Source organism: Corynebacterium sphenisci DSM 44792 (assembly GCF_001941505.1).
GTDB lineage: Bacteria > Actinomycetota > Actinomycetes > Mycobacteriales > Mycobacteriaceae > Corynebacterium > Corynebacterium sphenisci.
Genome location: NZ_CP009248.1, coordinates 1,245,902 through 1,270,689, shown reverse-complemented (window position 1 = coordinate 1,270,689; position 24,788 = coordinate 1,245,902). Strand labels below are relative to the sequence as shown.

Annotated in this window: 26 protein-coding genes and 5 tRNA genes; 12 read left to right on the top strand and 19 right to left on the bottom strand. The window is 75.2% G+C overall.

Translation table 11 applies throughout. The features are described from left to right. Nucleotides 1-35: 35 nt before the first annotated feature. From CSPHI_RS05865 to CSPHI_RS05845, 5 genes are all read right to left on the bottom strand, one after another. Nucleotides 36-1,187 carry a Dyp-type peroxidase gene (locus CSPHI_RS05865; RefSeq protein ID WP_075691914.1) on the bottom strand — a complete coding sequence of 384 codons (1,152 nt, stop codon included), beginning with the start codon at nt 1,185-1,187 and terminating at the stop codon, nt 36-38. 111 nt (nt 1,188-1,298) lie between these two features. Beyond that, complete coding sequence (locus CSPHI_RS05860; protein ID WP_075691913.1) at nt 1,299-1,946, bottom strand: copper chaperone PCu(A)C; 648 nt, start codon at nt 1,944-1,946, stop codon at nt 1,299-1,301. A 119-nt stretch (nt 1,947-2,065) separates the two neighbouring features. After that, nucleotides 2,066-3,295, bottom strand: coding sequence for a Dyp-type peroxidase (locus CSPHI_RS05855; RefSeq protein ID WP_075691912.1), 1,230 nt, complete (start codon nt 3,293-3,295; stop codon nt 2,066-2,068). A 32-nt stretch (nt 3,296-3,327) separates the two neighbouring features. Then, the gene (locus tag CSPHI_RS05850) at nt 3,328-3,876 is read right to left on the bottom strand and encodes a copper resistance CopC family protein (RefSeq protein WP_075691911.1); all 549 of its coding nucleotides are present in this window, start codon (nt 3,874-3,876) and stop codon (nt 3,328-3,330) included. A 196-nt stretch (nt 3,877-4,072) separates the two neighbouring features. After that, nucleotides 4,073-4,144: transfer RNA gene (locus tag CSPHI_RS05845), tRNA-Val, on the bottom strand. A gap of 308 nt (nt 4,145-4,452) precedes the next feature. On the opposite strand from CSPHI_RS05845, the gene CSPHI_RS05840 reads away from it, so the two are divergent. From CSPHI_RS05840 to CSPHI_RS05825, 4 genes are all read left to right on the top strand, one after another. Beyond that, a tRNA-Gly gene (locus CSPHI_RS05840) sits at nt 4,453-4,525 on the top strand. Between the two features lie 65 nt (nt 4,526-4,590). Then, nucleotides 4,591-4,661: transfer RNA gene (locus tag CSPHI_RS05835), tRNA-Cys, on the top strand. Between the two features lie 22 nt (nt 4,662-4,683). Next, nucleotides 4,684-4,755 (top strand) — tRNA-Val (locus CSPHI_RS05830). A gap of 30 nt (nt 4,756-4,785) precedes the next feature. Next, nucleotides 4,786-4,861 (top strand) — tRNA-Gly (locus tag CSPHI_RS05825). 403 nt (nt 4,862-5,264) lie between these two features. On the opposite strand, the gene CSPHI_RS05820 is transcribed toward CSPHI_RS05825, so the two are convergent. Further along, entirely contained in the window at nt 5,265-5,753 is a 489-nt protein-coding gene (locus CSPHI_RS05820) for a ferritin (RefSeq protein WP_075691910.1), read from the bottom strand. Between the two features lie 267 nt (nt 5,754-6,020). Here CSPHI_RS05820 and CSPHI_RS05815 point away from each other — a divergent pair, with 267 nt between their 5' ends. From CSPHI_RS05815 to msrB, 3 genes are read left to right on the top strand one after another with little or no spacing between them, the layout of a single operon-like run. After that, nucleotides 6,021-6,722: a dihydrofolate reductase family protein gene (locus tag CSPHI_RS05815; protein WP_075691909.1), complete on the top strand. Its 702-nt coding sequence runs from the start codon at nt 6,021-6,023 to the stop codon at nt 6,720-6,722. A 10-nt stretch (nt 6,723-6,732) separates the two neighbouring features. After that, on the top strand, nt 6,733-8,031 hold the full coding sequence (locus CSPHI_RS05810) for a glycosyltransferase family 87 protein (RefSeq protein WP_075691908.1): 1,299 nt from the start codon (nt 6,733-6,735) through the stop codon (nt 8,029-8,031). Continuing rightward, complete coding sequence (gene msrB, locus CSPHI_RS05805) at nt 8,024-8,470, top strand: peptide-methionine (R)-S-oxide reductase MsrB (RefSeq protein WP_245803359.1); 447 nt, start codon at nt 8,024-8,026, stop codon at nt 8,468-8,470. The genes CSPHI_RS05810 and msrB overlap by 8 nt, the downstream gene beginning before the upstream one ends. Before the next feature lie 81 nt (nt 8,471-8,551). Here msrB and hemQ read toward each other — a convergent pair whose 3' ends face one another. From hemQ to hemE, 3 genes are all read right to left on the bottom strand, one after another. Further along, a complete protein-coding gene (gene hemQ, locus CSPHI_RS05800) occupies nt 8,552-9,250 on the bottom strand; it encodes a hydrogen peroxide-dependent heme synthase (RefSeq protein WP_075691906.1) in 699 nt (232 codons plus the stop codon). 75 nt (nt 9,251-9,325) lie between these two features. Continuing rightward, nucleotides 9,326-10,768: a protoporphyrinogen oxidase gene (gene hemG, locus CSPHI_RS05795; protein ID WP_075691905.1), complete on the bottom strand. Its 1,443-nt coding sequence runs from the start codon at nt 10,766-10,768 to the stop codon at nt 9,326-9,328. 90 nt (nt 10,769-10,858) lie between these two features. Then, entirely contained in the window at nt 10,859-11,983 is a 1,125-nt protein-coding gene (gene hemE, locus CSPHI_RS05790; protein ID WP_075691904.1) for a uroporphyrinogen decarboxylase, read from the bottom strand. On the opposite strand from hemE, the gene CSPHI_RS05785 reads away from it, so the two are divergent. Next, the gene (locus tag CSPHI_RS05785) at nt 11,982-12,647 is read left to right on the top strand and encodes a DUF3000 domain-containing protein (protein ID WP_084210277.1); all 666 of its coding nucleotides are present in this window, start codon (nt 11,982-11,984) and stop codon (nt 12,645-12,647) included. The genes hemE and CSPHI_RS05785 overlap by 2 nt on opposite strands. A gap of 22 nt (nt 12,648-12,669) precedes the next feature. Here CSPHI_RS05785 and CSPHI_RS05780 read toward each other — a convergent pair whose 3' ends face one another. The 4 genes from CSPHI_RS05780 to CSPHI_RS05765 are packed head-to-tail and all read right to left on the bottom strand — an operon-like array spanning nt 12,670 to nt 16,476. Beyond that, complete coding sequence (locus tag CSPHI_RS05780; protein WP_075691903.1) at nt 12,670-13,425, bottom strand: iron ABC transporter ATP-binding protein; 756 nt, start codon at nt 13,423-13,425, stop codon at nt 12,670-12,672. Then, nucleotides 13,422-14,447, bottom strand: a complete 1,026-nt coding sequence (locus CSPHI_RS05775; protein WP_075691902.1) for an iron chelate uptake ABC transporter family permease subunit — start codon at nt 14,445-14,447, stop codon at nt 13,422-13,424. Before CSPHI_RS05775 ends, CSPHI_RS05780 begins: the two co-directional genes overlap by 4 nt. After that, a complete protein-coding gene (locus CSPHI_RS05770; RefSeq protein ID WP_075691901.1) occupies nt 14,444-15,451 on the bottom strand; it encodes an ABC transporter permease in 1,008 nt (335 codons plus the stop codon). The genes CSPHI_RS05775 and CSPHI_RS05770 overlap by 4 nt, the downstream gene beginning before the upstream one ends. A gap of 23 nt (nt 15,452-15,474) precedes the next feature. Then, a complete protein-coding gene (locus tag CSPHI_RS05765) occupies nt 15,475-16,476 on the bottom strand; it encodes a siderophore ABC transporter substrate-binding protein (protein WP_157118496.1) in 1,002 nt (333 codons plus the stop codon). Between the two features lie 259 nt (nt 16,477-16,735). Here CSPHI_RS05765 and CSPHI_RS05760 point away from each other — a divergent pair, with 259 nt between their 5' ends. Further along, a complete protein-coding gene (locus tag CSPHI_RS05760) occupies nt 16,736-18,016 on the top strand; it encodes an HRDC domain-containing protein (RefSeq protein WP_075691900.1) in 1,281 nt (426 codons plus the stop codon). Here the strand turns inward: CSPHI_RS05760 and CSPHI_RS05755 are convergent. From CSPHI_RS05755 to dut, 4 genes are all read right to left on the bottom strand, one after another. Beyond that, nucleotides 18,013-19,230, bottom strand: coding sequence for a class I SAM-dependent RNA methyltransferase (locus CSPHI_RS05755; protein ID WP_075691899.1), 1,218 nt, complete (start codon nt 19,228-19,230; stop codon nt 18,013-18,015). The genes CSPHI_RS05760 and CSPHI_RS05755 overlap by 4 nt on opposite strands. Then, nucleotides 19,227-19,928, bottom strand: a complete 702-nt coding sequence (locus CSPHI_RS05750) for a DUF3159 domain-containing protein (RefSeq protein WP_245803358.1) — start codon at nt 19,926-19,928, stop codon at nt 19,227-19,229. Before CSPHI_RS05750 ends, CSPHI_RS05755 begins: the two co-directional genes overlap by 4 nt. Then, the gene (locus CSPHI_RS05745) at nt 19,925-20,653 is read right to left on the bottom strand and encodes a DUF3710 domain-containing protein (RefSeq protein ID WP_075691898.1); all 729 of its coding nucleotides are present in this window, start codon (nt 20,651-20,653) and stop codon (nt 19,925-19,927) included. Before CSPHI_RS05745 ends, CSPHI_RS05750 begins: the two co-directional genes overlap by 4 nt. An 89-nt stretch (nt 20,654-20,742) precedes the next feature. Beyond that, complete coding sequence (gene dut / locus CSPHI_RS05740; RefSeq protein WP_075691897.1) at nt 20,743-21,204, bottom strand: dUTP diphosphatase; 462 nt, start codon at nt 21,202-21,204, stop codon at nt 20,743-20,745. Nucleotides 21,205-21,245: 41 nt separating this feature from the next. Between dut and CSPHI_RS05735 the strand changes: the two genes are divergently transcribed. Beyond that, nucleotides 21,246-21,758 carry a DUF3093 domain-containing protein gene (locus tag CSPHI_RS05735; RefSeq protein WP_075691896.1) on the top strand — a complete coding sequence of 171 codons (513 nt, stop codon included), beginning with the start codon at nt 21,246-21,248 and terminating at the stop codon, nt 21,756-21,758. Nucleotides 21,759-21,835: 77 nt separating this feature from the next. Here the strand turns inward: CSPHI_RS05735 and CSPHI_RS05730 are convergent, their stop codons facing one another. Then, complete coding sequence (locus CSPHI_RS05730) at nt 21,836-22,132, bottom strand: DUF4193 domain-containing protein (protein WP_075691895.1); 297 nt, start codon at nt 22,130-22,132, stop codon at nt 21,836-21,838. A 174-nt stretch (nt 22,133-22,306) separates the two neighbouring features. On the opposite strand from CSPHI_RS05730, the gene cei reads away from it, so the two are divergent. Next, nucleotides 22,307-22,903: an envelope integrity protein Cei gene (cei, locus tag CSPHI_RS05725; RefSeq protein WP_084210276.1), complete on the top strand. Its 597-nt coding sequence runs from the start codon at nt 22,307-22,309 to the stop codon at nt 22,901-22,903. On the opposite strand, the gene CSPHI_RS05720 is transcribed toward cei, so the two are convergent. Next, nucleotides 22,900-23,778 carry an inositol monophosphatase family protein gene (locus CSPHI_RS05720; protein WP_075691894.1) on the bottom strand — a complete coding sequence of 293 codons (879 nt, stop codon included), beginning with the start codon at nt 23,776-23,778 and terminating at the stop codon, nt 22,900-22,902. The two genes, cei and CSPHI_RS05720, sit on opposite strands and share 4 nt — an antisense overlap. Before the next feature lie 34 nt (nt 23,779-23,812). On the opposite strand from CSPHI_RS05720, the gene ppgK reads away from it, so the two are divergent. After that, nucleotides 23,813-24,568 carry a polyphosphate--glucose phosphotransferase gene (gene ppgK / locus CSPHI_RS05715; RefSeq protein WP_075691893.1) on the top strand — a complete coding sequence of 252 codons (756 nt, stop codon included), beginning with the start codon at nt 23,813-23,815 and terminating at the stop codon, nt 24,566-24,568. Nucleotides 24,569-24,788 lie beyond the last annotated feature (220 nt).

Genomic DNA, 24,788 nt, shown 5'->3' with positions numbered 1-24,788 from the left:
CCGCGCGCGCCCGGGCGGCGGCGAGGCCCGGCCCGCTAGTCGGCGAGCAGATCCGCGGCCCAGTCCTCCCCCGGCCGGGTGCCCCGGGGCACCGCGAACACCGCGGAGGTGGTGGCGGTGGCGTAGCCGCCGAAGAGATCCGCCCGGCCCAGCCGGCGCCGGATCGGATCGAACTGGGCCAGCGGATCGCGCTGGAAGGCGATGAAGAGCAGCCCCGCCCGCTCCGGCCCGGCCACCCCCGGCCCGGCGGCCGGGTCGGCGGCGATGAGCTCCTCGAAGGGGTAGCTGCGCCGCAGCAGCCGCCGGCCCGGGTCCTGCCGGGGCGCCGCCGCCCGGGCGACGTGCGCCAGCGGGGAGACCCCGGTCTCCGGCGGGGCCCCGTCGGCGAGCCGGCGGCCCACCGCCCGCTCCCGGGCCGGGCGGTCCAGCCGGGACCAGGCGGGCAGGTCCAGCTCGATCCGGCGCACCACCATGGCGGTGCCGCCGCGCAGCCAGTCCGGGCCGGAGTCGATCCACACCAGCCGGTCCAGCTCCTCCTCCCCGCGCGGGTTGCCCACCCCCAGCAGATGCCCGCTGTGCCCGCGCGGGTGCTCCCCGGCGGCCCGGCCCCGGGCGTCCGGGATGGCTCCGTCGGCGGACCAGCGCAGCCGGGCGGCGGTGGCGTCGCGCAGCAGCAGCCGGGTGGCGTGCGCCAGGGTCATCGGGTCATCGGCGCACAGCTGCAGCAGCAGATCCCCGCCGGAGCGGGCCGGGTCGATCCGGTCGCCGGGGTACTCCGGCAGCGGGGCCAGCCACGCCGGGCGCTGCCCGGCCCGGCCGGCGGCCTCCAGGAAGCCCGGGCCCAGGCCCAGGGTGACGGTGAGGTTCGCCGGGGCCCGGCCCAGTTCCGCGGCGAGATCCCCGGGCACCGGCTCCCCGGCGGTGAGCCGGCGGGCGTCGTCGGTGAGCAGGGCCAGCATCCGGCGCAGCGCCGGCCGGTCGGCGCCGTCGACGAGGTCGAGGGCGAGCAGCCGGGCCAGGGACTGCCGGGGGGTGGCCACCCCGGCCTGGTGCGGCCCGTCGAAGGCGACGGTGGCCGCCTGCAGCTCCGGTACCGGCTCCGGCTCCTCCGGGGTGGGCCAGTTCAGCAGCGCGGAGCCGGGCACCAGGCCCAGCCCGGCGAGGAAGCCCCGCCTGTCCAGGATCATGCTCCGTCCCTCCTGCCCGGCCGCGATCGCCGCGGACCCCCACCAAGATAGCGGGGACCGCCGGGCCCGTGCGGGCGCCGGCGGTCCTGCGCTGGCCGGGGGCGGCGGGGGTTACTTGTCCCCGTCGTGCTCCATGTCCCCGTGGTCCATGTCGCCATGGTCGATGTCACCGTGGTCCATGCCCTCCTCGTAGCCCTCGTGGCCCTCGATGTCGCCGTAGTTCTCCTCGCCGGAGGGCTGCACGCGCACCGGCAGGTCGATGGTGAGCTCGGAGCCGTCGGAGAGCTCGATGACGACGGTGTACTCGGCACCGGGCTCCAGGGCCTCGTCATTGTTCATGATCATGAGGTGATCGCCGCCGGGGACGAGCTCATGGGAGCCGCCGGCGGGGATCGTGTGCCCGCCGTCGATCTTGCGCATCACGCCGTCGGCGACCTCGTGCTGCTCGAAGACGGTGCCCTCGGCGAGGCCCTCGACCCGGAAGCCGGTGATCTCCACATCGGCGTCGGTGTTGTTGACCAGGGTGCCGAAGATGGCGGTCATCGGCTTGTCGGCCGGCTTCTCCTTGATGTAGCCGTCCTCCAGGGTGACCCCGGCGGCGGCCTCCTCGGACTCACCGGCGGAGGTGGCGGTGGCGGTGGTGGCCTCGGTGGCGCCGGTGGCGTCATCGGCGCCGTCGTCGGTGGAGCAGCCGGCCAGGGCCAGCGCGGCGGCGGCGCCGGCGGCGGCCAGGATGCGGGTGCGGCGGTGCAGTGACATGGGGGTTCCTTTCGGGTGGCGCCTGCCCGCCCGGCCGCCTGCGGCGGGCCGGGCGCGTCGGGCGCGTCGGGTGGGATATCCGGTTATCGGATGGTCGGGGCTGCTGAACCCGCGCGGGATCAGCCCTCCAGCAGCGACTGCGCCCAGTACTCGTCCTCCCGGGTTCCCCCCGGGATGGCGAACACGGCGGAGCCGATATGCACGATCCACTCGTTGAGCCGGTCCTCCTCGTCCAGCCTGCGCTGGATGGGATCGAACTGCTCGAGCGGATCCTTCTGGAAGCATATGAACATCAACCCGGTGTCCTCGGACTCCGCGGAGCCGGGCTGCGGCGGGTGATCGTACTGGTAGACCCGGCGGCGGATCTGCAGGCCGGGTTTGCCGTCGGCGGGCATGGAGCGGGCCATGTGGCTCTTCGGGTCGACCACGGGCAGACCGAACTCGTCGCGCAGCTCCAGATCGGCCGGGTCGTGCTCCTTCTCCTTGCCCAGCGGGGCGCCGGTGTCCAGGGTGCGGCCGACGACCTCCTCGCGGCCCTTGCGGTCGAGCAGCTCCCACAGGTCGATGAGCATGTCGATCCGCCGGATCACCATGGAAGTGCCGCCGCGCAGCCACTCGGGGCCGGAGTCGATCCAGACGATCTCATCGAACTCCTCCTCGGTGCGCGGGTTGACGGTGCCGTCGAGCTGGCCGAAGCGGTTGCGCGGGGTCTCCCCCGGCGCCCGGGTGCCGTTGGCGTTGAGGAAGCCGTCCTGGATCCAGCGCAGGTCCAGGTAGGTCCCGGCGTTGCGGATCATGTACCGGGTGGCGTGCGAGAGGGTCATCGGATCATCGCAGCACACCTGCAGCATGACGTCCCCGCCGCACCAGCGCTCCTCCAGCCGGTCCCGGGAGTACGCGGGCAGCGGGCCCAGCCAGTCCGGCTTCTGGTCCCGGCGATCGATGGCGTCGAAGAAGCCCTCGCCGAAGCCGACCGTGAAGCTGAGGTTGGCGGGCTTGGCCACCATCTCCGGCTCCAGCTCGGTGATCGAGGGCTCGCCCCGGCTCATCCGGCGGGCGTCCTCGGTCCAGGTGCGCATCAGCCGGCGCATCTGCTCCCGGCCGGCGCCCTCCTTCACGTCGAAGGCGATGACCCAGGCCACGGCCTGCGACTGGGTGTCGATGCCGGCCTGGTGCGGGCCGTCGAAGGGGACGATCTCCCGGGCGACGGGGGTGTCCTCGGCGGACCGCTCCGCCGGTTGGCGGGAGCCCGCGGCCGCCGGGGTGGCGGCGGTGGCGGCCAGGGCGGATGCCCCGGCGCCGACCCCGATGCCGGTGAGGAACCTGCGGCGGGGGAATGTGCTGCTCATGTGTCCTTCCACTGCATAGCCGAAACCGACCGTCACCCGTCCCGCCGGCTGCGGCGGGTGATGACGGAGACGCCGGCGATGACACCGCCGACGAGGACCGCCAGTGCGACGCCCGCGCCGATGGCCCAGCCGGGCAGTGCGTCCCGGCCGTTGCCGGCCTCGCCCGCGGCCGGCGCCTGGGCCGCCGCGGGGTCGCCGACGCTGAAGGTCACCTTGCCCCGGGTGGAGTGCCCGTCCGAGGAGGTGATCTGGAAGCCGACCATGTAGTCGCCGTCGCCGGGCCGGACATCGTCCGGCACCGCGACGGTGACGTAGCGACCGTCCAGCTCCGGTTCCGCGGTGAAGAGCACCTCGCCGGTGCCGGTGTCGCTGACCGCGACGGTGTTGAAGTTCAGCTTGGGCTCCCCGGAGAAGGTCAGCGTGATCTCCCGGGGGAACTCCTCGACCGTGCCGCCCATCGGGGGGTCGGCGTCGATGACGGAGTCGTGCGCGGCGGCCGGGGTGGCCGAGGCGGCCAGCAGCGCCGCGGCGGCGAGACCGCCGGCGAGCATGCGCCCCCGGCGGATCGGCGAGTCGATCATCGTGCTCCTCCCTCGGCGGACGGCGGGTACCGCACCATCGTACGGCCACCCGCGCGGGCGGGGGCGGCGCCGCCGGGGTTTCCGGCGGTCTCCGAGTAGTCGGGCCGCGGGGCCGGAAAGTTCCCGGCCGGGGCCCCGCGGGGCCCCGGGATCGGCGAAACCCGCCCGGCGGCTGCCGGACGGGTCTCGTCCTCGGTAGCTCCAGCTGGGATTGAACCAGCGACCTTTCCGGTGTGAACGGAACGCTCTCCCACTGAGCTATGGAGCTTCGGCTCCGGGCTTCCCCGGCGCTGGGGGATAAGTTAGCACAGGACCGCGCCGCCGGGAAAACCCGGTGCTCAGCGGCCGTTTCGACCCGATCCCCGGGGACGTGCCGCGACGGCCGGCGCCGCCCCGGGGGTGCGGGCCGGCACCGGGGAACCGGGCCGCCGGGGCGCTCCCGGCGGAGGCCCGCCGGGGTGGGAGACGCGGTGACGCACCGCCCCACCTGGGGATTTGTGCCCGCGGATCGAATGCCGCTATTGTTCTTCACGCACCGCGAGCGGCACGGCAGGCCCGCGCCGACCACGGTGCGATGCGGATGTAGCGCAGTTGGTAGCGCATCACCTTGCCAAGGTGAGGGTCGCGGGTTCGAGTCCCGTCATCCGCTCGGATTTCCCGGGGCATCCGCCGTCTGGTATATCTCTTGGGGAATCACGAGGCGGAGCACGCCACGGTGGAATGGCCGAGTGGTTAGGCAACGGTCTGCAAAACCGTGCACACGGGTTCGATTCCCGTTTCCACCTCGAAGTACGCAGGTACTGTCCCGCGCGATTAGCTCAGCGGGAGAGCGCTTCCCTGACACGGAAGAGGTCACTGGTTCAATCCCAGTATCGCGCACGAGTACCCGGGTCTTTCGCCCGGGGACTTGCGGATGTAGCGCAGTTGGTAGCGCATCACCTTGCCAAGGTGAGGGTCGCGGGTTCGAGTCCCGTCATCCGCTCCACCGGAAGCCGCCGCCCCCCCCCCGGGGGCGGCGGTTTTCGCATGGTCCCGCCGGGCCTGCGGCGGGGCCCTCCCCCGGCGGCCGGCCGCGGGTCCGCGGGCGGCCACGGAGCACGCCGGCGCCCGGTGGGCGCACCGGGGGCCGACGGCGCCGCGCCGCCCCGGGTGGCGGGGCGGCGGGGCGCGGACGCGGCGAAAGCCGGCGGCGGACCCTGGGTGGGGGTCCGGCGCCGGCCTTCGACCGGGGCTGGTGTCATCCGGCGAGCTCGTCGCCGGGCGTCGGGGCCTGATTCATCCGACTCATCCTGCGGGGATCCCGCGGCCGGGTGGGGCCGTGGGGGTCCTGCATCCGGGGCCGTGCGGCCCCGGGTGGGCGGGGGCGGGCAGCCCCCGGGTCACCTGGTTCAGCGGTGGCCGAGCTGGTCGTCGATGCGCAGCAGGCCGGAGCCCTCGTCGCCGACGATGGTGAGGCGGCCGATGATGGTGCGGACGGTGTCCTCCTCCTCGATCTGCTCCACGAGGAACTCGTCGAGCAGCGGGCGGGAGTCGACGTCGCCCTCGTCGTCGGCGAGCTTGCGCAGCGCGCGGATGGAGGCGGAGACCTTCTGCTCATGCTCGAGGGCGAGGCGGAAGGCGTCGATGGCCGCGGAGATCTTCACCTCGGGCTTCTCGACGGTGCCGATCTGGGCGCGGTTGTCGCGGGAGTCGAGGTGCTCGATGAACTTCTCGGCGTGCTCGATCTCCTCCTCGGCCTGGGCGCGCATCCACGCGGCCATCCCGGTGAGGTCCATCTGGTCGAGCTCGATGGCGAGCTGGCGGTACACGGCGGAGGCGGTGAGCTCCATCGTGATCTGGTCGTTGAAGGCCTTTTCGAGTGTGTCGTTGAGTCGCATGCCTCGAGGATAGAGCGCGCCTTTCAAAAACGGCAAGCATGTTCGACGTTACGATAATTGCGTGTCCTGGCCTTTTAGGATTAGGGTCCCCGCACATATAGGCCCTGACCAGGGCCCGACCGTGCCCGGTTTCCGCCCGGATGGGTCCGGAATCCCCGGCGGCCCGGGACGGCCCGGGAAAACGGGGGTGCCCCGGGGGTAATCTGGGGCCCGCGGGGCCGGGCCGGGAGGCTCCCGGCGCCTCGGGCCCCGGGCGAGGAGCGCGCGATGGACTGGTACGGCCGGATCGACGGCGGCGGGGGCGACCTCGCCGGGTTCATCGGGGCCCGGGCCCCCGGCACGGTCACCGCGGTGGGCATCTGCTCCCTGGACGGCCGGGCCGCCCTCGACGGGGTCTCCGGGGCGCTGGGCGATCCGGCGGACCGGGCGCTGCTCGCCGGTCTGCGGGAGGGCGCCGACGCCATCCTGGTCACCGCCGGCACCGTCGCCGCCGAGGACTACGGCCCGGCGGCCATCCCGGTGGCGGTGGTCACCGGCTCCCTCTCCCCCGATCCCGCCGCCCGGCTCTTCCGGCCCGGCCCCGGCCAGGCCGCCCCGCTGCTGCTCACCACCGCCCCCGCCGCCGGGGACGGGGCCGCACCGCGGTGGCGGCGCCGGCGCGCCCGGCTCACCGCGGCCGGCGCGGAGGTGCTGGAGCTGCCCGGCACGGCACCGGGCCAGCTCATCGCGGCCCTCGCCGCCCGGGGGCTGCGCCGGGTGCTGCTCGAGGGCGGCCCCTCGTTGTACGCCGCCTTCCTCGCCGCCGACGCCGTCGACGAGCTCTTCCTCACCATCGCCCCGGTCACCGCGGGATCCGGGCCGAGCCTGCTCGGCGCGGCCGAGTCGGCGCCCCGGCGCTTCACGCGCACCGGGCTCGCCGCCTCCGACTCGCATGTTTTCCTCCGCTACGGACGGCGCCGGGCCGGGTAGCCTCGGCGGGGTGAGCCCCACCCGCACCGCCATCGAGCCCCCGCCCCCGGCGGCCCCGGCGCCCCCGGGCGCCGCCGCCGGCCGCGTCAACCGGATCCTGGCCACGCTGGCGTGGCCGCTGGCGATCATCGCGATCCTCCAGCGCGCCGTGTTCCACGCCGCGGACACCTCCACCACCGACGACTTCACCACCGTGTTCTCTGCGGTGCGCCGCTTCGTCGAGGGCGACTTCGTCTACCGGCAGGACTACCAGTCGGTGCTGCCGCACTACCTCTACTCCCCCGGCGGCACCCTCGTGCTGACCCCGCTGCTCGGCTGGACCGATGAGGTCGACGCATCCCGCACCCTCTTCCTGTGGCTGCAGGTCGGCGCCATCATCGCCGCGATCCTGCTGCTGCTGCGCTGGGTGGGCGTGCCGGCGCGCTCCTGGCTCACCCCGGCGGCGATCGGGGCGGCCTTCCTCACCGAGACGGTTACCAACACGGTGGCCTTCACCAACGTCAACGGGCTGCTGCTGCTCGCCGAGGTGGCCTTCCTGATGCTGCTCGGCCGGGGCCGGGGCATCGCCGCCGGCCTCATCCTGGGCCTGGCGATCACGGTGAAGCCGGTGGTGGCGCCGCTGCTCTTCCTGCCCTTCGCCCGCCGCCGCTTCGCCGCGGTGGCCGCCGGGGTGGCGGTGCCGGTGGTCGCCAACCTCGCCGCCTGGCCGCTGATGCGCGCCCCCGGCGAGTACTTCACGCTCACCGTGCCCTATCTGGGCCAGGTCCGCGACTACGCCAACGTCTCCCTGGCCGGCCAGTTCGTCTTCTTCGGCGCCTCCCCGCGGTGGCTGGCGCTGTGGCAGGCGGTGATCGCCGCCATCGTGGTCCTCGGCGTGGCGCTGCTGCTGCGCTGGATGGACCGGGACCCCCGGATGTGGTCCGCCGCCACCGCGGCGCTGCTGCTCACCGGGGTGTTCCTGCTCGGCTCGCTGGGCCAGATGTACTACACGATGCTGCTGTTCCCGCTGGTGGCCACGGTCGCCGGGCCGCTGACCGGGGCGGTCGACGCCCTGGGGGAGCCGGCCCGCTCCCCGATGACCGCCTGGCCGGCGGTGGCCGGCCTGGTGCTCTGCGTCTGGTACGACTCCTTCGCCACCAACGCCTGGCCACTGGGCTCCTACTGGTTCGAGGTCGGCCGCGGCACCATCGGCTGGATCCTGATCGCGGCGGCGATCACCGGCTGCGCGGTGAAGTGGACCATCGAGGACCTCGCCGCGGGCCGGCCGCTGCTGCCGGGGCTGACCCCCGGGGGTGGTCGCCGTGGCTGAGGGCCCGGAGGACCTCCGCGCGCTGGACGACGCCGAATGGCGCCGCCGCCTCGACGCGGCGAGCTACCGGGTGCTGCGCCGCGGCGGCACCGAACCGCCCTTCACCGGGGAGCACACCGACCGCGACGAGCCCGGGGTGTACCGCTGCCGGGGCTGCGGGGCGGAGCTGTTCCGCGCGGAGGCGAAGTTCGACGCCGGCTGCGGCTGGCCGGCGTTCTTCGACCCGGCGGACTCCGGGGCGGTGGTCACCCGCCGCGACGCCTCCCTGGGCATGGTGCGCACCGAGGTGCGCTGCGCCCGCTGCGACGGCCATCTCGGGCACGTCTTCGCCGGGGAGGGCTTCGGCACGCCCACCGATCTGCGCTACTGCATCAACTCGGTGTGCCTGGACTTCGTCCCCGCCCCCGGGCAGGACGATCCGGGCGGCGCCGCGCGCTGACCCGGGCATGCGCGGGGCCCGCCGGCCCCGGGGGCGACCCCGGGGCCGGCGGGCCCTGCGCCGGACGCCCGATCGGGTGGATCAGGGCAGGGTCTCGACCAGCTCGCCGATGTCGGCGACCCGGCGGCCGGTGAAGAAGGGGATCTCCTCGCGCACGTGCAGCCGGGCCTCGGTGTAGCGCATCTTCCACATCAGCTCCACGATGCGGCCCAGGTCCGGGCCCTCGAAGGCGAGGATCCACTCGTAGTCGCCGAGGGCGAAGGACGGCACCGTGTTGGCGCGCACGTCCGGGTAGTCCCGGCCGGCGGCGCCGTGCTCGGCGAGGATCCGGCGGCGGTCCTTGGCGTCCATCAGGTACCAGTCGTAGGAGCGCACGAAGGGGTACACGGCGATGTAGTCGCCGGGCTCCTCGCCCATGATGAAGCTGGGCAGATGGGACTTGTTGAACTCCGCCGGGCGGTGCAGGCAGGCGTTCGACCAGTACGGGGCGGCGGCCCGGCCCAGGGCGGTCTCCCGCTGGAAGCGCTTGTAGAACTCCTGCAGATCCTCGATCCGCTCGGCGTGCACCCAGAACAGGATGTCCGCCTCGGCGCGCAGCCCGGAGATGTCGTAGACGCCGCGGATCTCCAGGTCCTCCTCAGCGTAGGAGTCGAGGAAGGCGCGCGCCTCGGCGACCGCCTCGGCGCGGTCGGCGCCGAGGGCGCCGGGGGTCACCTTGTAGGCGGTGAACATCGCGTAGCGGGTGATTTTGTTGAGCTTGTCGAAGTCGAGCTTCGCCATCGTGGGATCTCTCCTCGGTCGTGCCTGCTGCGGATGCCGGGGCGGCGAATCCGCGTACCCGGTTGAGGGTACCCTCTAACGCCGCGCGAGGACCGCCTCGGCGACCTCGTCGGCGGCGCGGCGGCCGTCGGCGAGGCAGGCCGGGATGCCCGGGCCCCGGTGCCAGGCCCCGGCGGCGGCCACCCCGGCCAGCGCCGGATCGGCCAATGCCGCGTCCGCGACGTCCATCAGCTCGGTGTGGCCCACCCCGTAGCGGGGCAGCCCGCCCCACCAGCGCTGCACCATGGTCTCCACCGGCTCCGCGGTGAAGCCGGTGACCCGGCGCAGATCCCGCAGCGCCAGCTCCACCAGGCGATCATCGTCCTCGTGCACCAGGGAGTCGTCGTCGAAGCGGCCGAAGCTGGCCCGGATCAGCGCCCCGCCGCGCTCGCCGAGATGCGGCCACTTCCGGGAGGAGAAGGTGAAGGCCTTCGCGTCCAGGCCGGCGTCCGCGGCGACCAGGATCCCGGAGTTCTCCGGCAGCCCGGCGTCGGTGTCGAAGCGCAGCGCCACCACCGCGGAGCTGGCCAGGTCCACCCCGGCGATGATCTCCGCGGCATCGGGGGCGAGCCCCGCCAGCAGCCGGCCGGTGGCCGGGGCGGGGGCGGCGAACACCACCGCATCGGCCCGGCCCACCCCGGGCACCTCGTAGCCGCCGTCGGCCCGGGCGACCGGGCCCGGCTCCACGCCCAGCCGCAGCTCCGCGGCCGATTCGCGCACCAGGGCGTCCAGCAGCAGCCGGAAGCCGCCGGCGAAGGTGCGGAACACCGGGGCGGGCTTCTTCGGGGCGGTGGAGGCCACATGGGGCTCCGATTTCGCCCGGCGGGCCTCGAGCACCGCCTTGGCCGCACCGGTGAGGGTCACCGGCTCCCCGGCGCGGGCCAGATCGTCGAGGGCGCCGGCGAGCTGCGGCACCGTGGCGCGCACCCCCAGGTCATCGGCGAGGGTGGAGTACACCCCGCCGAGCAGCGGGGAGACCACGTGGTCGGCGACCTCCTGGCCGAGCCGGGCGGCGACCAGCTGGCCGAGGTTGCAGTCGTCCCCGGGCACCCAGTGCATCGGGGCGACCTCCTCCACGGCGGCCTCGGCCCGGATCCGCTCCGCGCAACCGGCGGAGACCAGGTCGGCGATGTCCTCGGCGGTGGCGGGCACCCCCATCACGGTGTTGCGGGGCATGGCGCGCAGCGCCCCGTCCACGTAGAGCGCCGAGGGCAGGCCCGAGGGGGTGACCAGCTCCCCGCCGAGGCCCAGGGACTCGAAGAAGGCGGTGGCGTCGGCGCGGAAGGCCAGGTACGCCTCCGCGCCGACCTCCACCGGGCCGGCGCCGGAGTCGACGGTGCGCAGTTTGCCGCCCACCCGGCCCGCGGGATCGGCGACGATGATCCGGGCGCCCGCGCCGAGCCGTTCGCGCAGCCGGTGCGCGGCGGCCAGCCCGGTCACCCCGGCGCCGAGGACGATGACGGTGGACGGTTCCTGCATGGGCTTCCTCCAGGTAGGCGGCGGGCGCCGGGATCGGCCGGGGTCCGCCGGGCGGGTGGGGCGGGCGCGCCGGCCCGCGGCGGGCGCCGGCTAGCGCGGCGCCGGGGGCTGGGCGTGCACGAAGTCGACGGTACGCGTGATGGCGTCGGCGTCGGTGTCCGGCAGCACCCCGTGGCCGAGGTTGAAGATGTGCCCGCGGGCGTCGCCGCGGTCGATCGCCCGGTCCGCCTCGGCGAGGATCCGGCGCACCTCGGCCTGCACCGCGGACTCCCCGGCGAAGAGGATCGCCGGGTCCAGGTTGCCCTGCAGCGCCCGGGCGGAGTCGCCGCGGCCGTCGGCGGGATCGTCGTCCTGCAGCGCCGCGGAGATCCGGCGGGCGGCGATGTCCAGCGGCATCCGCCAGTCCACGCCGACGACCTCGGTGCCGGCGGCGGCCATCGCGCCGAGCAGCTCCCCGGTGCCCACCCCGAAATGGATCCGGGGCACCCCGGCGTCGGCGATGGCGCCGAGGATCCGGGCCGAGTGCGGCAGCACATGCCGGCGGTAGTCGCGTTCGGTGAGGAAGCCCGCCCAGGAGTCGAACAGTTGCACCGCGTCCACCCCGGCGTCGATCTGGGCGCGCAGGAAGCCGGTGATGAGCGGGTCGATCCGGCTCATCAGCCGGTCCCACAGCGCCGGCTCGGAGTGCATCAGGGCCTTGGTGCGCTCATGGTTGCGGCTGGGCCCGCCCTCGATGAGGTAGGAGGCCAGGGTGAACGGCGCCCCGGCGAAGCCGATCAGCGCCTGCCGGTCGGTGAGCTCGCCGAGGATGGCGCCGATGCCCTCGACCACCGCGGCGACCTGGTCGGGGTCGAAGCCGGGCAGCGCGTCGATGTCCGCGGCGGTGCGCACCGGGTGCGCCACCACCGGGCCGCGGCCGGGCACGATGTCCAGGTCCACCCCGGCGGCCTTGAGCGGCACCACGATATCGGAGAAGAGGATCGCGGCGTCGACGTCATGCCGGCGCACCGGCTGCATGGTGATCTCGGCGAGCAGATCCGGGCGGAAGCAGGACTCCAGCATCCCGATGTTCGCGCGGATCTCCCGGTACTCGGGCAGGGAGCGGCCCGCCTGGCGCATGAACCACACCGGGCGCCGGGAGGGGGTGCGGCCGGCGGCGGCGTCGAGGAGCGGGGCGTCGGTGAGCACACGGCGATTCGTCATGCGCCTAATCATGCCCCATCGCCGCGGCGGCCCGCGCCCGGGTGCCGGCCCCGGCGCGCCTTCACCGGGCCGGGCCCGGCGGCGGCTATCTTCGGCGATCGTGACCGAGAACGACTCCGCCCCGCAGGCCTTCCGCGATGCCGTGGCGTCGATGCACGACGTGCGGCTGCGGCCCGAAATCTCCCTCGGCGAGATCCGGCCGCCGCGCAGGCTCGCCCCGTTCTCGCATGCCGTGGGCCTGGAGGTGGTGCGCCCCGAACCGGAGGTGATCCCGGAGACCTCCGGGGACGACGCCTTCGGCCGGCTCATCCTGCTCCACGATCCGCGCACCGAGGAGACCTGGGAGGGCACCATGCGCCTGGTGGCCTACATCCAGGCGGACATGGACCCCGACGTCGCCGGGGATCCGCTGCTGCCCCAGGTGGCCTGGCAGTGGCTGCTGGAGGGCCTCGCCGAGGCCGGCGCCGGCTACTCCAACCTGGGCGGCACGGTGACCTCGACGAATTCGGTGCGCCACGGCGACATCTCCGGGCCCCCGCAGGCCTTCCAGCTGGAGCTGCGCTCCTCCTGGACCGCGGTGGAGGAGGATCTGGGCCCCCATGTGGAGGCCTTCGCCCATGTGCTGGCCCATGTCGCGGGCCTGCCCCCGGAGGGCGTCACCCGGCTCGGCGGCTAACCGCTCCCCCGCCGCCGCGGGGTCAGTAGTACACCGCCAGCGGCCCGTCCGGGCCGTCGATGATCCGCACCTCGGTGTCGAACACCGCGGTGAGCAGCCCGGCGTCCATGATCTCCGCGGTGGGCCCGAAGGCGGCGACCCGGCCGTCCTTGACCGCCAGGATCCGGTCGGCGTGCCGGGCGGCGAAGTTGATGTCGTGCAGCACCGCCACCACGGTGCGGCCCAGCTCCCGGACCACCCGGGCGAGATGCCGCATCATCTGCGCGCTGTGCCGCATGTCCAGGTTGTTCAGCGGCTCGTCGAGCAGCAGGTAGTCGGTGTCCTGGGCGAGCACCATGGCCACGTAGGCGCGCTGCCGCTGGCCCCCGGAGAGCTCGTCGAGGTAGCGGCCCTCCAGCTCGGTCAGGCCCAGGAAGTCGATCGCCTCGCTCACCCGCTCCTCGTCGGCGGCGGTGAGCCGGCCCCGGCTGTGCGGGAAGCGGCCGAAGCCGACGAGCTGGCGGACGGTGAGCCGGGTGATGAAGTGGTTCTCCTGGCGCAGGATGGCCAGCACCCGCGCCAGGTCCCGGGAGTCCGCCTCGGCGACGTCCATCCCGGCGACCTCGATCACCCCGGCGTCGGCGCCCATCAGCCGGCCGATCATGGTGAGCAGGGTGGATTTGCCGGCGCCGTTGGGGCCCACCAGGGCGGTCACCCCGCCGGCCGGGATCTCCAGATCCACCGGCCCGATCCGGACCTCCTCGGTGTAGTCCCGGCGCACTCCCTCGAGCGTGATCACAGCCGCCCCTTTCGCATGACGTGGAGGAGGAAGGCGGTGCCGCCGACCACCTCGATGATGATGCCCACCGAGCCCTCGGCGTAGAAGACGTGCCGGAGCAGGAAGTACGCCCCGGCGAGCACGGTGAGGCCGGTGAGCCAGGCCACCGGCAGCACCAGCCGGTGGTCGTGGGTGTCGGCGAGCTGGTAGGCGAGCATCGCCACCAGGAAGCCGAGGAAGGTCATCGGCCCGACCAGGGCGGTGGACACCGCCATCAGCACCGAGACCAGCAGCAGCACGATGATGGTCTCCCGGCGCTCGCGCAGGCCCAGGTTCACCGCCACCGGGGCGCCCAGGGCGAGCGCGTTGAGCCGCCGGGAGCGGGCGTAGAGCGCCATCCCGGCAGCGCCGGCCAGGGCCGCGGACAGCGGCAGATGGGCGATGTCGGCGTTGGCCAGCGACCCGATGAGCCGGGCGGTGAGCACGTCGAAGTCGCTCGGGGTGAGCAGCCGCTGCAGGAAGGTGGCGGTGGCACCGAGTCCGGCGCCGAGGATGATGCCGACCAGCAGCATCACCTGGATGTCGCCGCGGGCGCCGGTGAGCAGCCAGCCGTAGAGCAGCGCGGCGAAGCCCACCATCAGCGCCACCTGGCCGAGGAACTGCCAGCTGCCGCGCACCGCGGTGGCCCCGGCGGCGCCGAGGGCGAATACCGCTGCGGTCTGCACCAGCACGTAGAGCGACTCGAAGCCCATGATGGAGGGGGTGAGGATCCGGTTGCGGGTCACCGTCTGGAAGGCCACCGTGGCGGTGGCCTGGCAGAAGGCGACCAGGGCGATCACCGCCAGGTCGGCGGCGCGCATGCCGGCGATGATCCGCCAGCCGCGGCTGCCCGCGGGCATCGGGTTGTCCCAGGCGAGGATGCCGAATCCGGCGGCGGCGGCGAGCGCCGCGAGCACGAGGACCACGGCGAGGTAGCGCCGGCGGGCGGCGGCGGTGGGCAGCGGCCCGCTGGAGCGCCGGGCCGGGGCGGCCGGGGCGCTCATCCGGCCGGCTCCCGGGTGCGCAGCAGCAGGGTGATGAACACCGCGGCGCCGACCACGGCGAGGATCAGCGACACCGGCACCTCGAAGGGGGCGATGATGGTGCGCCCGATGAGATCGCAGACGATGACGACGGCGATCCCGGCCAGGCACACCCAGGGCAGGTTGGCGCGCAGGTCGTCGCCGCGCACCAGGGAGACCAGGTTGGGCACGATGAGCCCCAGGAAGGGCAGGTTGCCGACCACCACCGTCACCGCCCCGGCGGCCACCGCGACCAGCCCGGTGCCGAGCAGCACCACCGCCCGGTAGTTCAGGCCCACGTTCACCGCCACGTCCTCGCCGAGCCCGGCGACGGTGAACCGGTCGGCGGTGAGGAACACCGCCACCAGGATGGCCAGGGTCAGCCACAGCGGCTCGTACTGGCCGCGCAGCACCGAGGTGAAGGAGCCGGCGAACCAGATGCCCATGGACTGCAGCAGGTTGGCGCGCAGCGCCAGGAAGGTGGACACCCCGCCGACCACGGCGCCGAGCATCATGCCCACGATGGGCACGATCACCGAGGAGCGCAGGGTGACGGTGCGCAGGAAGGCGAAGAAGATCATGGTGCCGGCGAAGGCGGCGGCGATGGCCACCGCCATCTTCACCCAGATCGGCGCCGCGGGCGCGAGGATCATCGTCGCCAGCAGGCCGAGGCCGGCCCATTCGGTGGTGCCGGTGGTGGTCGGCTCCACGAAGCGGTTCTGCGTGATGAGCTGCATCACCAGCCCGGTCATCGCCATGGTGGCCCCCGCCAGCACCAGGGCGATGGTGCGCGGCACCCGGGTGATGGCGAACATCTCGGCGCCGTCCGCGGCGCCGAGGACGTCGTACTGGCCGGTCAGCAGGCTGGCCGCGATGAGCGCGGCCACCCCGGCCAGGCCGAGCAGCAGGGTGGGCGGGAACAGCCGGCCGCGGCCGGGTCCGCCGCGGTCGGCGGCCGGCCGGGGGCGGGCGGGGGCTCGGGTCATGGCGTCTGGGCTCCGCTGCGGCGCTACGCCGAGGCCCGCTCCAGCTGCTCGGCCAGCTGGTTGAGGAACTCGGTGTAGGTCTGGATGGACTCGTCGAGGTAGGTGTATGCGGGCATGTAGGCGATCCGGTCGGCGGTGACCGCGTCCACCCGGGCCAGGGCCGGGGAGGCGGAGATGAGCTCCGCGGCGGGCCGGGACTCGGGGTCGTCGCCCTTGACCGCGGCGTCGCGGTCCATCACCAGCAGCCAGTCCGGGTTCGCCTCGGCGATCGCCTCCACGGAGATGTCATCGCCCATGTGGTCGTGGGTGGCGTCGTCGACCTCGAGCGCCGGGGTGAGATCCAGCATGTCGAAGACGGGGCCTACGGCGCGGCCCACGCCGGGTGCGGAGTAGTTGACGTCCCCGCCGGAGGTGATCACGCCGAGCACGGTCTGCTCCGGGTCGTAGGCGGACCTGGCGCGGTCGATGGCGGCGCGGAACCCGTCGACGAGTTCGGCGGCGCGCTCCTCCTTGCCGAAGATCTCGCCGAGCACCTCGGTCTGCCGGATCAGCTCATCGGCCAGCGGCTCGTCCTCGCGGACGTCGAGGTCGACCAGGGCGGCGTCCGGGGCCAGGCGGGCGAGATCGTCCTTGTACTGGCCGAAGCGCTGGCCGTTGAGGATGAGATCCGGTTCCGCGGCGACCACGGCCTCCAGATCGGGTTCCCGGTGGTTGCCGAGATCGACGACCGAGTCATCGTCGGCGTAGCCGCTGGTGGGCGGCAGCAGCTTCTTCGGGGCGGCAGCCAGCTCCACCCCGAAGTCCTCCAGGGTGCGGAAGAGCCGGTTGTCGGTGGCCACCACATGGGCCGGTTCGGCGGGGACGGTCTTCTCCCCGTCGTTGTCGACGATGGTGCGGGTCTCGCCGCCGGCGGCGGCTCCGGCGTCGTCGGCCCCGGCGGGGTCATCGTCGCCGCAGGCGACGAGGCCGAGGCCGAGGGCCGTCGCGGCGAGCGCGGCGAGCGGGCGGCGCAGGAGGGTGTTCACGGGAAAATCGCTCCTTGGGTCGGTCCGCTACCGCCGGTGTCGGCGGGCGGGTCGGGATATGCGGGCACCGCGTGATGAGATGGATTCACCACGCGGCTCCCGGGCAGGTTAGCAAAGGGTCACCAGAACCCGCTATGGTGCCCCCGCCTATCGCCGATAAGTGTGCTTTGCCCAGCTCAGGCGCGGATGCCCCTCCCCCGGACGCGCCGGTGCAGACGGCGGCGCCGTGCGGAGCGCGCCGCCGCCGTATGATTCCCCCATGTCCACGATGCTGCTGCGCCCGGAGGGGGGCACCCCGCCGGTGCTCGCCACCCCGGAGGAGGTCGCCGGCGCCGCGGCGGCACTGGCCGCCGGCCGCGGCCCCGCCGCCATCGACACCGAGCGCGCCTCCGCGCACGTCTACGACGACCGGGCGCTGCTCATCCAGGTGAAGCGGGAGGGGGCGGGCACCTTCCTGGTGGACCCGGAGACCCACCCCGGGGCGGTCGGCGCACTGCGCCCGGTGCTCAACCGGGTGCCCTGGATCGTGCACGCCGCGGTCTCCGATCTGCCCTGCCTGGCGGAGCTGGGCCTGGCCCCGCCGGCGCTGTTCGACACCGAAATCGCCGGCCGGCTGCTCGGCCTGCCGAAGGTCAACCTGGCGGCCTTGACCGAGGAGTTCCTGGGCGTGTCCCTGGCCAAGGGCCACGGCCGCGAGGACTGGTCCACCCGCCCGCTGCCGGAGGACTGGCTGGACTACGCCGCCCTCGACGTGGAGCTGCTCGCCCCGCTGGCGGAGGCCCTCGGCGACGCCCTGGCGGAGCTGGACCGCACCGACTGGCTGCTCGACGAGACCGCCGCGCTGCTCGCCGAACACCCGCCGGCCGCCGAGCCCCGCCCCGGCGGGCCCGGCCATCTCGCCGAGGCCCCCGACCCCGGGGCCTGGCGGCGGCTGAAGGGGATCTCCGCGCTGCGCCGCCCGGAGCAGCTGGCGGTGGCCCGGGCGCTGTGGCTGGAGCGCGACCGGATCGCCCGCGCCGAGGACCGCTGCCCGGCCCTGGTGCTGCCCCATCCGGTGATCGTGGACGTGGCCAAGGCGCTGCCCGCCGATGAGGCGGAGCTGGGCCGGGTGCGCGGGTTCCCGCGCCGCCGGGCCGGCGCCGCGCGGCGCTGGCAGCAGGTCGTCGACGCCGCCCGGGACACCCCCCGGGCGCAGTGGCCGCAGCCGCCGCGGCGCACCCGCGGCCGGCCGCGGCACCGGGACTGGCCGGAGCGCTTCCCCGGCCCGGCGGCGGCGCTGACCGCCCTGGAGGCCGCGGTCGCCGAGGCCGCGGAGGGCTTCGGCCTGGACCCGGCGACCCTGGTGAGGGGGAAGCTGCTGCGGGAGCTGGCCTGGCTGCTCGGCGGCGGCGACGGCGAGGCCGCCCGCCCCCGGGACATCGCCGCGGTGCGCGCGGTGCTCGCCGCCGGCGGGGCCCGGCCCTGGCAGGTCGACGTGGTCGGCGATCTCGCCGCCGCGGCGGTGCTGCTGCCCGCCCGCGAACCCCTGCCCGGGGCCTAGTCGCCGGGCTCGAGCAGCGCCAGCGCCTCCACATGGCTGGTGCCGGGGAAGGCGTCCACCGCCTCCAGCCGGCGCACCCGGTAGCCGGCCGCCGCCCAGGCGCCCAGATCCCGGGCGAAGGTCGCCGGATCGCAGCCGATGTGCAGCACCCGCCCCGGCCCGGCCGCGGCGATCGCGGCGACGGTGCCCGCGCCGGCCCCGGTGCGCGGCGGGTCCAGCACCACCGCGGCCGGCCGGGGCAGCGCCGGCACGGCCTCCTCCACCAGCCCGGTGCGGAACTCCACCGGCAGATCCGCCAGGGCCCGCGCCCCGGCGGGGCCGGCCGCCGCGGCCGCCTCCACGCTGAGCACCCGGCCGGCCTCGCCGACGCCCCCGGCGAGGGCGGCGGCGAGCACCCCCACCCCGCCGTAGAGATCCCAGGCGACCTCGCCGGGGGCCGGGGCCAGCCAGTCGCGCACCCGGGCGGCGTAATGGGCCGCGGCGGCGCGGTGGGCCTGCCAGAACCCGTCCACGGGCACCTCGAAGACCCGCCCGCCGACCCGCTCCGGGGCGCATGCGGCGCCCTCCAGCACGGTCGCCGCCGGACGGCGGACGCGGCGCCGGCCCCGCACCCCGCGCTCCGGGGCGGCGCGGTGCAGCAGATGCCGCCGCCCCTCGGCGTCGAGCACCGCGTGCAGCTCCCCGCCGGGCGGGCAGGTGCCCGGCTGGCCGAGGCCGGCGGTGAGCCCGGGCGCGTTCTGCGCGCAGTCCACCCCGGTGATCAGCTCCCGGGAGCGGCGCCGGCGCAGCCCGGCCCGGCCCGCGTCGTCCACGCCGAGCCGGGTGCGGGTGCGCCAGCCGGTGGCCGGGGCCAGCGCGGTGGCCGCCGGCGCCGGCGCCTCCGGCAGCCGGCCGATCCGGCGCAGCGCGTCGGCGACCACCGCGGCCTTCAGCTCCGCGGCGTAGCCGGGGTCGATGAAGTCCCAGTCGCAGCAGCCGGCGCCCGCCGCGGCGGCGGGGCAGCCCGGCTCCCGGCGGTGCGGGGAGGCGCCGAGGATCTCCTCGGCGGTGCCCCGCAGCAGTTTCGCGGCCGGGTCGGCCAGCCGCACCCGGGCGGTCTCCCCGGGCAGCGCCCCGCGCACCAGCACCACCCGCCCGGCGAGGCGGGCGATGAACTCGCCGCCCTGGGCGGGCCGGTCGATGCGCAGCTCCACGGTCTCGGGTGCCTCGGTCATGGGGTCCTCCCCTGCTCGGTGGCCGGGGCCCCGGCGGCGCCCCCGGCCTCTGCGGCCTCGGCGGCCTCCTCCAGGGCCCGGGCCAGCCGGATCGCCCACACCGTGATCAGCAGCACCAGCCCGGTGAGCGGCCAGCCCATCAGGATCCGGGCGATGCCCAGCCAGGTGACGTCCCCGGCGTTGTAGAAGCCCTGCTGCACGGCGAAGCGGGCGGCGAAGACCGCGGTCCACGCCCCGGTGGCCACCTGGTAGGCGCCCCGGATCCGGCGTCGGGCGAGCCAGGCCGCGCCCCGGCCGCTGATCCCCTCCCAGATGAGGCCCACCGCCGGGCGGCGCAGCAGCATCGAGGCGGCGAAGGCCACCGCGGCGACCGCGGAGTACCAGATGCCGTAGAGGAAGTAGCCCTTGGCGTCGCCGACCAGGAAGGCGATCCCGGCGCCGATGAGCACGGCGAAGAGCCCGGAGACGGCCGGCTGCAGGGTCTCCCGGCGGCTCAGTCGCCACAGGAACACCCCCAGCGCCACCGCCACCGCGGCGGCCAGCGCCGGGCCCAGGCCCCAGGCGGCGTTGACCGGGACCAGCACCGCCACCGGCACGGTGGAGGCGACCAGCCCGGAGACCCCGCCCATCTGCTCCAGCAGCGGGGCGGGGCCCTCCCCCGCCCCCGGCGCGGCCGCCCCGGGGTCGGGTCGGGTCACTGCTCCGCCGCGCCGGGGGCGGGCGTGTCCCCGGCCTGCTGACGCTGCTGGGCCTCGTAGGCCTCCCGGATCTGGCGGGCCATCTCCGGGGGCAGGGTCACCGGCAGCGGCTGCCCGGCGGGCATCGGGTTGTCGCCGCGGCTGACGAAGGTGCGCGCCACCACGCCACGGCCGATCTCGGCGAGCTCCTCGGCCTTGTCCACCGGGCCGGACAGGGTCATCCGCAGCATCCAGCGGGGCCCGTCGACGCCGATCACGCGCATCGCGATGCCCTCCCGGGTGCCGTAGATCTCGGTGCCCCAGGGCCCGGGGACGTCGGCGACGTCGAGCTGGTCCTCGGCGAGGCCGTCGCGGATCTCCGCGGCGGCCTTCGCCCACTGCCCCCCGGAGGTCGGCGCGGCGAAGGCCACCGGGGTGATCCGGCCGGCGGGGGTGATGAGGTGCAGCATGGTGGGGCCCTTCGGCCCCATCTCCACCTGCACGTCGCCGACCCGGGGCACCGGCAGCAGGATGGAGCCCAGGTTCAGCTTGGCCTTGGCGAAGTCGCTGAAGTCGAAGCCCTCCGGGGAGACCTCGCCGACGTCGAAGGGCCCGGCCGCCGGGGCCTGCGGGGCCGGCTCCGCCGGTTCCGCGGCCGCCGCCTCCTCCGGGGCCCCGGGGGCCCCGGGCGCCTCCGGGGCGGCCGGCTCATCGGGTTCGTCGTTCTTCCTGCCGAAAGGCCACATGCGGGTGGTCTCCTCACCTGGTGGTAGCGGTTGGCGTGCATCGCCCGCGGACATTGCCCCTCCACAGTAGCGCCCGGCGGCGCCCCGGTTCAGCCCACGCCGGTGGATCCGTGCCCGCCGGCGCCCCGGGCGGTGTCCTCGAGGGCGTCGACCTCCACCACCGGGCACAGCTCCACCCGCTGCACCACCAGCTGCGCGATCCGGTCGCCGCGGCGGATCCGGATCGGCTCCGCCGGGTCCAGGTTCACCAGGCAGACCTTGATCTCGCCGCGGTAGCCGGCGTCCACGGTGCCCGGGGCGTTGACGATGGACAGCCCGTGTTTCGCGGCCAGCCCGGAGCGGGGGTGCACCAGGCCGACGGTGCCCGCGGGCAGCGCGATGGCGATGCCGGTGCCGACCAGGGCGCGCCGCCCCGGGGCCAGGGTGACGTCGGCGGCGGCGCGCAGGTCGATTCCGGCGTCGTCGGGGTGCGCCCGCTCGGGCAGCGGCAGATCGGGGTCGAGGCGGCGCACCCGCAGCGCGGCGGGGCCCGGGGTCGTGGCATGGTCCATGGCCGCCAAGGCTACCGGGGCGGCCCGGTAGAGTCGGTGCCGTGAGCGAAACGACGACGAACGCGGGTGCGCCCGCCGCGGCCTACGCCGAGCGGCTGTGGGTGCCCTGGTGGTACTGGCCGGTGGCCTTCGCCGGGGCCGGGGTGTGCACCGCCCAGGTGGGCTTCAACCGCCCCTTCTCCTGGACCCTGGTGGGCGGGGCGATCCTGTTCTCCCTGACCGTGTGGATCCTGCTGACCATGTCGCGCACCCGGCTGCGGGTGGAGGTCGACGGGGCCGGGGAGCGCTGGCTGCACGCCGGGGACGCGATGCTGCCGGCCTCGGTGGTCTCCCGCAGCCTGGCGGTGCCGAAGTCCGCCCAGCGCAACGCCCTGGGCCGGCAGCTCGACCCGGCGGCCTTCCTGGTCACCCACGGCTGGGTGCCGGACATGGTGCTGCTGGTGCTCGACGATCCCGATGACCCCACCCCCTACTGGCTGGTGTCCACCCGCCGGCCGGATCGGCTGCTGGAGGCCTTCCTCGGCCCGGACCGGGCCAGCGCCGACGCGGCCTGAGCCGGCCGCCGGGATCCGCGCCGCCCCCGCACGGGTGACCCGTGCGGGGGCGGCGCGCATGCGGGGGCGGGGCCCGCTCAGGCGCAGTCGCGGCAGATCGGGAACCCGTCGCCCGGGTCGTGCGCGATCATGGAGCGGTGCTGCACCAGGAAGCAGGAGCCGCAGGTGAACTCGTCCTCGCGGCGGGGGATCACGGAGACCTGCAGCTCCTCGCCGGAGAGGTCCGCACCGGGCAGCTCGAAGGGCTCCACGATCTCGCCCTCGTCATCGTCGGCGACCCGCTGCTCCGCGGCGGCGGCCTGGAGGCCCTCCAGGGAGTCGGCCTGGGGCTCCTCCTCCTCACGCGTGCGCGGGGTATCGTAATCGACTGCCATATCCTCGGCCCTCCTCCACGGGTCACGGTGCGGCGGGTGTCCGCCGTGCTTGCGCGGATACTATGACATGGCGTCGCCAATGTCATACCCGCAGGTCGGCGTGTCCCCCGGGACGGTCCCGGGCGGCGGTCGCGGACCGCCGGCGACGCCGCCGACGACGACGAAAGGACCGGCGTGCCCCGCCACCGCAGAATCGAAGCCCGCCGGCCCGGCCGGGGGCCCTACCTCATCATCGTCGGCGTGCTCGCCGCGGCCATGATCGCCGGCTGGACGCTGGTCGCCCTGCGCGGCCCGGACCACGCCCCGGTGGCCTGCGAACGCCCGGAGACCGGCCTGACCGTGGCCTCCACCCGGCTCCTCGGCGAGGCGGTGGCCCCGCCGGCGGAGGTGCCGGTGCGGGTGCTCAACGCCAACGGGGAGGCCGGGGAGGCCACCGCGGTGGCCGAGCAGCTCGCCGAACTGGGCTTCGGCCGGCACCCGGAGGAGGCCGCCGGCAATGACCCGGTGATCGCCGCGCAGGACCTGGACTGCCATGGCCAGCTGCGCTTCGGCGCCGACGCCATCGGCCGGGCGGGCACCCTGCACCTGCTGCTGCCCTGCTTCGAGCTGGTGCAGGACCGCCGGATCGACGGCACCGTGGACGTGGCCCTGGGCCGCGGCTTCGACGGCCTCGACGACTCCGCCCCGGTGCGCGCGGTGCTGGAGGCGCTCAACGCCGGCGAGGAGCCCGACCCGGCGCTGACCCGGGATCTGCCCGCGGCGACCTGCTAGCCGCCGGCCCCGGGCAGCGGCCCGGCCCCGCCGGCGGCGGCCAGCGCCGCCCGGAAGGCGCCGGCCACCGCGGGTGCGGCGGCCACCACCGGGGAGCCGGACCGCGGCAGCGCCACCTCGGCGCCGGCCTCCGCGGCGATGAGCGCCCCGGCGGAGTAGTCCCAGCGGTTCAGCCCGTGCTCGTAGAAGCAGTCCACCGCGCCGGCGGCGAGCAGGCACAGATCCAGCGCCGCCGAGCCCACCCGGCGGATGTCGCGGACCTCGGGCAGCAGCGCGGCGAGCACCGCCGCCTGGGCGGCGCGCCGGTCCGCGGCGTAGCCGAAGCCGGTGGCCACCAGGGAGGTGCCGAGATCCCGGGGGGTGGCGCAGGCCAGCGGGCGGCTGGTGCCATCGGGGAGATCCACCGCCGCCCCGGCGCACCGGGCGGCGTGGAAGACCCGGCCGCCGGCGACGTCGGCCACGGCCCCGGCCACCGCCGCCCCCTCGACCTCCGCGGCGACGCTCACCCCGTAGGCGGGGATCCCGTAGAGGAAGTTCACGGTGCCGTCGATGGGGTCCACCACCCAGGTGACCCCGGCTCCGGCCCCGGCCGGGCCGCCGCCCTCCTCGCCGAGGATCGGCTCCCCGGGGCGCAGCGCCGCCAGCAGCCCCCGGATGAGCCCCTCGGATTCCCGGTCCACGGCGGTGACCGGATCGGAGGCGGTGGACTTGGTGGCCGCCCCGGCGCGCAGGCCGGCCGATCCGAGTTCGGCGCGGCGGCGGCGCACCAGGTCCGCGGCGGCCGCGGCGACCAGCCGCGCGGTCTCGCGCAGCCGGGCCGGATCGGCGCCGCCCGCGCCGGTCGCCGGGACGGGGGATTGAGAGGATGTGCCCATGGCGCCATTGTGCGTGCTCCGTACAATCGACGCCATGAGCGAAAATCACGCATTCGGCGTCGACGTCGGCGGGTCCGGCATCAAGGGCGCCGTGGTCGACCTGGACACCGGGGAGTTCGTCGGCGACCGGATCAAGATCCTCACCCCCCGGCCGGCCACCCCCGACGCGGTTGCGGAGACGATCGTCGAGATCCTCGACCGGGCCGGCTGGGCCGGCCCCGTGGGCGTCACCCTGCCCTCGGTGGTGCGCGATCAGACCGCGCACCTGGCCGCCAACATCGACCCCTCCTGGGTGGACACCGACTGCGCGGGGCTCTTCGCCCGGCACCTGCCCGGCCGGGAGGTGTGCGTGCTCAACGACGCCGACGCCGCGGGCCTGGCCGAGGCCCGCTACGGCGATGAGCGGGCCCGCGCCGGCTCGGTGGTGCTGCTCACCTTCGGCACCGGGATCGGCTCGGCGCTGCTGCATGACGGGGAGCTGTTCCCGAACACCGAGTTCGGCCACCTCATCGTCGACGGGAAGGAGGCCGAGCACCTCGCCTCCGCGGCGGTGAAGGAGCGCAAGGAGCTGTCCTACCCCAAATGGGCGAAGCGGGTGACGAAGGTGCTGCGCGCCTACGAGGACCTGCTCTGGCCCACCCTGTTCATCGTCGGCGGCGGGATCAGCCGCAAGGGCCACAAGTGGGTGCCGCTGCTGGAGAACCGCACCCCGGTGGTGCAGGCGAAGCTGCGCAACACCGCGGGCATCGTCGGCGCCGCGATGGCCGCCGACCAGGGGCTGCGCCCCTGAGCGGGCCGCCCCGGCGGGGCCGGGGGCGTCCCCGGCGGCCCGCTCGTGGTTACAATGGGGACTCGACTCACGGAGGCCTTCGGCACCGCGCACCCCGGTGCGCCGGCGGCCGGGACGTCCCCACCGGCATCCCCGACCCCCGTGGCACCCATATTTCGGCATAGCGGACGCACCCCGATTCGCGCGCCGATCGGACGCCCGTCCGATCGTCGCGCCCGGG

Excerpts from the sequence above, each read along its gene's own strand:
- CSPHI_RS05865 (WP_075691914.1), bottom strand. The coding sequence starts at position 1,187 with ATGATCCTGGACAGGCGGGGCTTCCTCGCCGGGCTGGGCCTGGTGCCC.
- CSPHI_RS05860 (WP_075691913.1), bottom strand. The coding sequence starts at position 1,946 with ATGTCACTGCACCGCCGCACCCGCATCCTGGCCGCCGCCGGCGCCGCC.
- CSPHI_RS05855 (WP_075691912.1), bottom strand. The coding sequence starts at position 3,295 with ATGAGCAGCACATTCCCCCGCCGCAGGTTCCTCACCGGCATCGGGGTC.
- CSPHI_RS05850 (WP_075691911.1), bottom strand. The coding sequence starts at position 3,876 with ATGATCGACTCGCCGATCCGCCGGGGGCGCATGCTCGCCGGCGGTCTC.
- CSPHI_RS05820 (WP_075691910.1), bottom strand. The coding sequence starts at position 5,753 with ATGCGACTCAACGACACACTCGAAAAGGCCTTCAACGACCAGATCACG.
- CSPHI_RS05815 (WP_075691909.1), top strand. The coding sequence starts at position 6,021 with ATGGACTGGTACGGCCGGATCGACGGCGGCGGGGGCGACCTCGCCGGG.
- hemQ (WP_075691906.1), bottom strand. The coding sequence starts at position 9,250 with ATGGCGAAGCTCGACTTCGACAAGCTCAACAAAATCACCCGCTACGCG.
- hemG (WP_075691905.1), bottom strand. The coding sequence starts at position 10,768 with ATGCAGGAACCGTCCACCGTCATCGTCCTCGGCGCCGGGGTGACCGGG.
- CSPHI_RS05785 (WP_084210277.1), top strand. The coding sequence starts at position 11,982 with ATGCCCCATCGCCGCGGCGGCCCGCGCCCGGGTGCCGGCCCCGGCGCG.
- hemE (WP_075691904.1), bottom strand. The coding sequence starts at position 11,983 with ATGATTAGGCGCATGACGAATCGCCGTGTGCTCACCGACGCCCCGCTC.
- CSPHI_RS05775 (WP_075691902.1), bottom strand. The coding sequence starts at position 14,447 with ATGAGCGCCCCGGCCGCCCCGGCCCGGCGCTCCAGCGGGCCGCTGCCC.
- CSPHI_RS05770 (WP_075691901.1), bottom strand. The coding sequence starts at position 15,451 with ATGACCCGAGCCCCCGCCCGCCCCCGGCCGGCCGCCGACCGCGGCGGA.
- CSPHI_RS05760 (WP_075691900.1), top strand. The coding sequence starts at position 16,736 with ATGTCCACGATGCTGCTGCGCCCGGAGGGGGGCACCCCGCCGGTGCTC.
- CSPHI_RS05755 (WP_075691899.1), bottom strand. The coding sequence starts at position 19,230 with ATGACCGAGGCACCCGAGACCGTGGAGCTGCGCATCGACCGGCCCGCC.
- CSPHI_RS05745 (WP_075691898.1), bottom strand. The coding sequence starts at position 20,653 with ATGTGGCCTTTCGGCAGGAAGAACGACGAACCCGATGAGCCGGCCGCC.
- dut (WP_075691897.1), bottom strand. The coding sequence starts at position 21,204 with ATGGACCATGCCACGACCCCGGGCCCCGCCGCGCTGCGGGTGCGCCGC.
- CSPHI_RS05730 (WP_075691895.1), bottom strand. The coding sequence starts at position 22,132 with ATGGCAGTCGATTACGATACCCCGCGCACGCGTGAGGAGGAGGAGCCC.
- CSPHI_RS05720 (WP_075691894.1), bottom strand. The coding sequence starts at position 23,778 with ATGGGCACATCCTCTCAATCCCCCGTCCCGGCGACCGGCGCGGGCGGC.
- ppgK (WP_075691893.1), top strand. The coding sequence starts at position 23,813 with ATGAGCGAAAATCACGCATTCGGCGTCGACGTCGGCGGGTCCGGCATC.